A 332-nucleotide genomic window follows, 5' to 3' on the forward strand; every position below is an offset into this window, starting at 1 on the left:
GGGGTGTAGCGCAGTCCGGTAGCGCGCCTGCTTTGGGAGCAGGATGTCAGGAGTTCGAATCCCCTCACCCCGACCATTTTCAGGGTCGTTAGCTCAGTTGGTAGAGCAGTTGGCTTTTAACCAATTGGTCGTAGGTTCGAATCCTACACGACCCACCATTTTCGAGTCTGACCCGTCAGGCTCGAATCTTAAAAGGCATGACACCGTATGTGTCATGTAACGAAAAGAAGGTGCTGAAAGGCATCATCTTTTTACCGGGGTGTAGCGCAGTCCGGTAGCGCGCCTGCTTTGGGAGCAGGATGTCAGGAGTTCGAATCCCCTCACCCCGACCA

2 tRNA genes are annotated in these 332 nt (G+C 54.2%); both read left to right on the plus strand.

The annotated features are described in order from the left end of the window. Window positions 1–82: 82 nt before the first annotated feature. Window positions 83–158: transfer RNA gene (locus tag CYD26_RS24865), tRNA-Lys, on the plus strand. A 97-nt stretch (window positions 159–255) separates the two neighbouring features. Further along, window positions 256–332 (plus strand) — tRNA-Pro (locus CYD26_RS24870).

It is taken from the genome of Pseudomonas sp. FFUP_PS_473 (genome assembly GCF_002858665.1).
GTDB classification, from domain to species: Bacteria; Pseudomonadota; Gammaproteobacteria; order Pseudomonadales; family Pseudomonadaceae; genus Aquipseudomonas; species Aquipseudomonas defluvii.